General features: G+C 62.2%; 6 protein-coding genes, 1 tRNA gene and 1 pseudogene. 2 read left to right on the forward strand and 6 right to left on the reverse strand.

The window, feature by feature from the left end:
• The 4 genes from RMO25_RS13720 to RMO25_RS13735 all read right to left on the reverse strand — a co-directional run.
• The coding region (locus tag RMO25_RS13720) for a valine--tRNA ligase (protein WP_309663165.1) at nt 1–1,407 on the reverse strand (1,407 nt) is incomplete at its 3' end.
• A 56-nt stretch (nt 1,408–1,463) separates the two neighbouring features.
• Nucleotides 1,464–1,856 (reverse strand): DUF2497 domain-containing protein, encoded by a 393-nt coding sequence (locus RMO25_RS13725; protein ID WP_309663166.1) that lies wholly within the window; start codon nt 1,854–1,856, stop codon nt 1,464–1,466.
• Between the two features lie 43 nt (nt 1,857–1,899).
• Nucleotides 1,900–3,336: a TolC family outer membrane protein gene (locus tag RMO25_RS13730; RefSeq protein ID WP_309663167.1), complete on the reverse strand. Its 1,437-nt coding sequence runs from the start codon at nt 3,334–3,336 to the stop codon at nt 1,900–1,902.
• 8 nt (nt 3,337–3,344) lie between these two features.
• Nucleotides 3,345–4,001, reverse strand: coding sequence for a protein-L-isoaspartate O-methyltransferase (locus tag RMO25_RS13735; protein WP_309663168.1), 657 nt, complete (start codon nt 3,999–4,001; stop codon nt 3,345–3,347).
• A 169-nt stretch (nt 4,002–4,170) separates the two neighbouring features.
• On the opposite strand from RMO25_RS13735, the gene RMO25_RS13740 reads away from it, so the two are divergent.
• Nucleotides 4,171–4,244: transfer RNA gene (locus tag RMO25_RS13740), tRNA-Cys, on the forward strand.
• A gap of 653 nt (nt 4,245–4,897) precedes the next feature.
• On the opposite strand, the gene RMO25_RS13745 is transcribed toward RMO25_RS13740, so the two are convergent.
• Together RMO25_RS13745 and RMO25_RS13750 are read right to left on the reverse strand one after the other, a co-directional pair.
• Nucleotides 4,898–5,857 carry a HEPN domain-containing protein gene (locus RMO25_RS13745; protein ID WP_309663169.1) on the reverse strand — a complete coding sequence of 320 codons (960 nt, stop codon included), beginning with the start codon at nt 5,855–5,857 and terminating at the stop codon, nt 4,898–4,900.
• A 9-nt stretch (nt 5,858–5,866) separates the two neighbouring features.
• Nucleotides 5,867–6,820 carry a hypothetical protein gene (locus RMO25_RS13750; protein ID WP_309663170.1) on the reverse strand — a complete coding sequence of 318 codons (954 nt, stop codon included), beginning with the start codon at nt 6,818–6,820 and terminating at the stop codon, nt 5,867–5,869.
• A 164-nt stretch (nt 6,821–6,984) separates the two neighbouring features.
• On the opposite strand from RMO25_RS13750, the pseudogene RMO25_RS13755 reads away from it, so the two are divergent.
• Nucleotides 6,985–7,190: pseudogene (locus RMO25_RS13755) on the forward strand (ABC transporter permease); the annotation flags it as partial.

Below are 7,190 nucleotides of genomic sequence, written 5' to 3' on the forward strand. Positions count from 1 at the left end.
AAGCGTCGCGAATGGCCACAGGGCCGAGCTGAACCACGTGTCGAGCACATCCTCGTCCTGGCGTAGCGGCTGGTCGCCGGCCTGCTTGCGGGCTTCTTCCTCGCTCTCGGCAACGAAAACTTGTCCGTCGTCGGCGAACCACGCCGGAATCCGGTGTCCCCACCACAATTGCCGCGAGACGCACCACGGCTGGATGTTTTCGAGCCAGTTGAACCAGGTTTTTTTCCAGGTCTCCGGCACAATCTTGATCGCCCCAGAACGGGTGGCCTCGATCACCGGTTTCACCAGCGTCGCCGCATCGACGTACCACTGGTCGGTCAGCCATGGTTCGATCACCACGCCCGAACGGTCGCCATAGGGCGTGGCGATGACGCGGTCCTCGACCTTTTCCAGCGCGTCTTCACCCTCAAGCATGGCGATCACCCGGTCGCGCGCTTCGAAGCGGTCGAGGCCGACGAGCTCCTCCGGAATTACCCCATCAGCGGTCTGCACCACCCGCGCCTGCCCATCGAGCATGTTAAACATCTCGGCGGCTTTGAACCCGGCGCGGACGCCGACGTCGAAATCGTTGAAGTCGTGGCCGGGCGTGATCTTGACCGCGCCTGAGCCGAGCTCGGGGTCGGCATGTTCGTCGGCGATGATCGGGACCAGCCGCCCGGTGATTGGCAGCTTGACCATCTTGCCGACCAGTTTCGTGTAGCGCTTGTCCTTCGGGTGCACCGCGACCGCCATGTCGGCGAGCATCGTTTCGGGCCGCGTCGTCGCCACACTGACATGCCCGTTGCCGTCGGCGAGCGGGTAATTGAGCGTCCAGAATTTGCCCTGGACTTCGCGGGTCTCGACCTCGAGGTCGCTGATCGCGGTCTGGAACTTGGGGTCCCAATTGACCAGGCGCTTGTCACGATAGGCGAGGCCGCGGCGGTAGAGCTCGATGAACACGTGGGAAACGGCTTTCGAAAAGCCCTCGTCCATGGTGAAGCGCTCGTGGGCCCAGTCGCATGACGCGCCGAGGCGGCGGAGCTGGCGGGTGATCGCGCCACCGCTTGCTTCCTTCCACTCCCAGACCTTGGCGACGAACTCCTCGCGGCTGTAATTGGTGCGCTTGTCCTGCCGTTCCTCGAGCTGGCGCTCGACCACCATCTGGGTGGCGATGCCGGCATGGTCGGTGCCTACCACCCACAAGGCATCCTTGCCGAGCATCCGTTCGCGCCGGGTGAGCACGTCCTGGAGCGTGATGTCGAGCGCGTGGCCGATGTGCAGGCTGCCGGTGACGTTGGGCGGCGGCATGACGATCGTCCACGGCGTCGCCTCGCCCCGATCGGGCCGGAACAGCCCCTTGGCTTCCCAATGGGCGTACCAGCGATCCTCGATCGCCTTGGGGTCGAAAGTCTTGGCAAGCTCGCTCATGGCTCGCGCCTAACCGCGCCGCAGCGCAGCATCAACCTTGGCGGCCATGCGTCCGGTTACAGCGGGCGGCCGGTGATGCGGGTGATCTCGCGCTTTACATGCTCATCGACGATGCCGGGCAAATGATCGTCGAGCCATTGCTTGAGGATCGGCCGCAGCAGTTCGCGAATCAGCTCTTCGAGCGGATTGACCGGCGGCGGCGCGGGCGCGGCGGCGGCAACGGCCGATAGCGATTCCAGCGCATGGCGGCTGGTGTCGGCGACCGCTTCGTCCATCAAAGGCGGCCCCAGATCGGGTGGCGGCGCCAGTGGCTCGTTGAGCTCGAGCACCTCATCCTCATCGGCTTGTGGCAGCATGGCTTCGTCCAGCTGCTGGACGGGCGGGGCGGGCACACGCAGCCCCTTCTCCTCGGCGATCACCTTTTTGATCGACGCCAGTATGTCTTCCATCGAGGGTTCGCGGCTGGGCGACTGCATAGTCGGACGCTATCGCTTATTGCGGCGGCGGTGTCACCCCTGCGGCGGGCGCGGCCTCTTCTGGCGTCACCGTCCGGGTCGCGACCGGTTGGTGGCGGGGATCGCTGGCCCAATCGTTCCAATTGCCAGAAACGCGGCGATAATTGCCCAGCGGATCGTACAATGGGCCGCCGTCGAGCCCGAGATCGTCGGCCTCGGCCTGGCCCATCGCGTTCAGCAACTCAAAGCCGGCGACATAGGCGTCGTGCCGAGCGGTCACGAGCGCCACCTGGGAATTGAGCAATTCCTGTTCGGCATTGAGGACATCGAGCACGGTGCGGGTGCCGACGCTGCGTTCGGCCCGGGCGCCTTCGAGGGCGAGTTCGTTGGCTTTGACGGCGACTTCGTTGGAAGCGATCGCATTCTGCGCCGCTTGATAGCTCGCAAAAGCCGAGCGCGTCGTCGACAAAACCGCTCGCTCGGTGGCGATGGTCCGTTCCATCAGCTGGCCTTCGAGCGCCTGGGCCGAGCGAATCCGCGCCGCCGGCAGCCCGCCCTGATAGAGCGGGATACGCGCATTGAGCCCGGCGCTGGTTTGCGTGCCGCTGCTGGGCAGCGTGCCCGAATTCCCACCCAACGAATCGACGTAGGTACCGCTGACGATGCCGGCCACGGTCGGCAGCCGGCTCGCAGAAGCGACCCGAACGTCAAAGCCGGCGGCCGAAGCCTGCTTGTTGATTGAAATCAGGTCCGGGTTGTTGGCCAGCGCCACCCGCGACGCTTCGTCCGGCGTCGCCGGGAACGGCGGCAGCGGCGGCGGCGGGGCCAACGCCTCGGGGCGCTTGCCGATCACCCGGCGATAATTCTCTTCGCTGCCGGCCAGCCGTCCTTGCGACGTCGCCAGCAGCGACCGGCCGAGCTGCAGCCGGGCCTCGGACTGGGCGACATCGGTCCGCGTCAAATCGCCAATTTCGAAACGGTCACGGCTGGCCTCCAGATTGGTACCGAGTACTTGGACGTTGTTGGCATTGAGTTCGACGATCGCGCGGTCGCGGATCACGTCCATATAAGCGGTCACAGCCTCGACAAACACGTCGCCTTCGACCGCGCGCAACGTCGCGCGCCCGGCCTCGACCCTGGTCTTGGCGGCGCGCACGCCATTGTTGACGCTGCCGCCGTTGAACAGAGGATAGCTCAAATCGACGCCGACCGACGCCGTCGGGCCCTTGCCGCCGGTATTAAGGATCCCGCTGCGCGACAGATCCTGATTGACGCCGACGGTCGCGCTGACCTGTGGCCGGCCGGCGGCGCGGGCAATGGCGACATTGGCGTCGGTGGCGCGCAACGATTCGCGCTGGCCGGCGATTGTCGGGTTGGTCGCATAGGTCGACACCAACGCTTCGCGCAGCGTGTCGGCCGACGCCGTCCCCGCCATCAACGCCGCCACCAGCGACCCCAGTGCAAACTTACGCAACAATAGTCTTACCTTTCGAACGTGAACGGGCGCGACCGCGCAAAGCCAGGCAGCGGAGCCACGCCGGCGTCGGCAATCGATAAAAACCCGAATGCCCCCGCGACCTTCTGGCCGACGATCAGGCGGGTCAGGCCGCGGTCAATCAGCGCCGTGCCCAGCCGCCCGCCGTCAACCATTTGGTCGACGATTGCGTCCGGCAGAAACTCAACCGCGCCGTCGATCAAGATGAGATCGTATGGCGCGCCGGCTGCGTGGCCCTTGGCTAGCCCGCCTTCGACCACGGTCACCCCAAGTTTCCGTGCGCGGGCACCAAGCTCGGCCACGTTTTCCAGGACAATAACGTCGCAGCCCATCGCCGACAGCACCGCCGCCGAGTAACCGGTTCCGCCGCCAATCACGAGCGCGCGCTCGCCGGCTACCGGGGCAAGCTCGGTCAGCAGCTTGCCGAGGACCGCCGGCGCGGCCAGGAAGCGCCCGCCACCAAGCGCCAGCGAACGGTCGCCATAGGCCAGCTGCTGTGACGGCTCGGGGACGAATTGCTCGCGCGGGATGGTTGCCATCGCTTCAAGCACACCAGCGTCAGTCACGCCTTCGGGGCGCAACTGGCTCTCGATCATCGTTCGCCGGGCGGTGGCGAAGTCGGGAATGGAAAGCTGAATCGTCATAGCTGTTATATGCCGCTAATACACCTTGGATGCAAGGCTGCTCTTACCGGCAGCAACCCACCGCGCCAACCGCCATTGGTCGAATTCGAAATGCGGGGCGGCGCTTGCCATCGATGCTTGACGTCGATGGTTGACCTCGGGCGCGATGTCGGGGACATGGCCAGGCCTCGGCCCGATGGCGGAGTGGTTACGTAGAGGACTGCAAATCCTCGCACGCCGGTTCGATTCCGGCTCGGGCCTCCACCCACATTCCTTGTTCTCAGTCTCCGTACAAATAATATCGAAAAAGGGCGCAGACCTGCGGGTTCTCTTAGGCACAACCAAACGCGGAGACTGCCCTAAGGTGTCGAGTCGGGGACAATCTATTCCCGAAGTCTCTGCGGCCGATTTGCGGTGCACGGTTTTCAGGGCCTGCGTTGACGCTGGGGAAGGGCACTCATGACAGAAACATCTCATGAATTAAGTGATCGTCGCGAGACCCGCTGATCCTTTATCAGCGGGTTACGGTTTCCATAGCTAATGCAACCTCTGTCTTCGGAGCCCCCCGCCTAACTTTCTGTCTAACTGGACGGGCACAGTCACCGCTGCAGCCTCGCGGAATCGATGGCGTGGCTGCTGTTGCTCAAGAATGTCCATGTCGCGTTGATGATCGTCGACGGCATGGTCGAGAAGCCCGGCAATGTCGGCGAAGGGCGATGACTGACTGGCCATGTCCAAATCTCCTCTAGGAGGGGGAGATAGGTGTGCAGACTGAACAACTGCCCGGTCAGGTAGGGATCAAGGGCATCAGCATGTCCGCTTTCCACCCATTACGGACGTTAGTACTCGGAGACGGGGGGAGCCTAACCCCCACGGAAAGCGTGGATTTTTGAGCCCATCTACGTGCCCCCGAGTGGCTATTCCGTTCTGATGATCTGAAACGCTTGCGTTCCCAACGGTCTCACCGCGAGCCTTGCTCCCGGCCAAGAGCCTGCCACGACCAGCTCTACAACAAGGCGAAGCACAGCATGGTGCGCGGCTAGCGCCTCCTCCATCGAGCAAGGCTCATCACCATACCGGATGGACGGGCTGCATTGGATCGCGTCAATGAGCGACGGCGTGGCGATGGTGACTCCAAATTTCGCCAGATCATCCCGCAGTTCTCGCAATTTGTGGGTGCGATCGGGTGTGCCTCCGCGCACGTCGAGGGATGCTTTGAAACACTTCTCCGCCGCTTGGAGAGTGGCCCATTTGGAATCACCGAAATGTTCGCCGCGATCCATCAACTTGCTGACAGCCGTTTTCATGTCGCTTTGAGCAATTTTGATCAGCGGGTGCGCTGACCCGGCTTCCAGGTGGTAGGCCGCTGCGAGCCCGATCGGGAACAGTTCGATCATCGAACGGAGTGCCTTATCGGAGAGCGTCCGGGCCTTCGGCTCGGTCATGTGATCGATCAGCTGCACAAGGTTGAGACGGAAGCCTCGCCGGGGGTCATTCTCCGGGCTGATGAACTGACGTGTGACTATGATCTCCCCGGTCCCCCAGAAGCGCAGGAGCGTCATTTGATAGAGGTCGCCGTCGAGGTTCAGCACAACTCGACCGGGCGACATGTCGACATTCAGCCGATCGCCATAGGCATCTTTATACCATCTCTGGATGCCGTTGCTGAGAGCAGCGTAGCGCTTGAGTTCTGGTGCGCTGCCTGGCACCGGATCGGTGATCGGAATAGCGATCCCATATTTGAGCGACACTTCGCGAGCAGCTATGAGTGGTCGCGCGGTGATTTTCGTCCCATTTTTCACAAAGCCCGCGTCGATCTTGCACATCATCGCTTCGAACTCAGGACCATCCTCTAGAACTGCAACAACCTCTGTCACTCGCACTCCTCATCTCTTGCGGCGCGCCGCCTCGAAAGCCTCCATCATCGGCTTAATCTCCGCCATGATCCGCGCATTTTCCTCTGGCGAAATCGGCTTCTCCGGCACAAGCGCGTCTTCGCGCCAACGTGGGCGCAGTTCATCGTAAACGTCGTGGATCACTGTCTGTAGCTCCAACGGTGGGTAGCGAGCAAAACGCATGCTGCCCTGCTTGCGAAGTTCTTCATCATGCTGCTCGTAATGAGCAACGAACTCGGCCAGCGCCTTTTTCAAATCTGGTGCCCAGACGAACTGCTGCTTCGGTCTCATGAAGAGCGGGGCGAGCTCTCGATGGAGCTTGTCGCCTGAGGTGAACACTTGGCAGAACGGCAAGTAATACAAGTATTGGAGATCAACGATGTTCGTTGGGCGTTCGGGAATAAGCCTGAACGAAACACCCGACAAAAACGTCATGGTCAGTTGGAGCGCGAAATACGCATACGGCGCAAACACAGAAATATGGGGCCGCCCAAGAGCTACCCATTTGCGCTTGATGAGGGTCCGTTCCTTCGGGTCGACATCGAATGACTCGAATGCAGAGCTGAGGGTCCGAAACTGTGCAGCCGGATCGCCGCAAAACAGATCAATCGTCCGCTTTAGGTCCAACAGCGTCAATCCAGAGATGTCGGCCCGCTGCTGCTTTGACATTTTCATGCTGCGCACGAGTGCTTGCAGGTCGAAGTTCTTGCTTGTCACACGCCAGCCAGCGGCCTGCGCCCGATCGGCGTCGTCGAATTCACCCGATTGCCAGCGCCGGAGAGTTTCTACTTCTGGGGTTTCGCCGAGGAAGACACCCCACTCACCCTTCGCATTTTGGACCCGTTGTCCCCCGCCGACCAACGGCACTCCACGCATCTCGACCTCGTAACCGCGAAGATTCATCGCGATCAGTTCGGTGTGTGGCAAATTGGGAAGCGATCCCATGTCATGCGCCTTCGCGGCCATGGCAGCGAAAGCGATTCCAGCTTAAGCTAACTCTGGTTGGCTTTCAATGTGGGCTCAGGCCCACGCCTACCCACAGCCCGCGACCGCGCGAGTCGATAGTCGTGGCAAGAAAGCCGGCGATCATGCTGCTGTTCTTGCTGATGATCACCACGGCATTTTGCCTGCTCGGTTTCGTCATCGGCATTTGGGCGCAGAATTTCGAGCAGTTGCAGATCATTCCGATGCTGTTCGTCACCCCGATGACCTTCCTCGGCGGCGCGTTCTATTCGGTCAGCGCATTGCCCGAGCCGTGGCGCACGGTCACTCTGTTCAACCCGGTGGTCTATCTGGTTAGCGGGTTCCGCTGGAC

This window comes from Sphingomonas sp. (assembly GCF_031361285.1).
Lineage (GTDB): Bacteria > Pseudomonadota > Alphaproteobacteria > Sphingomonadales > Sphingomonadaceae > Sphingomicrobium.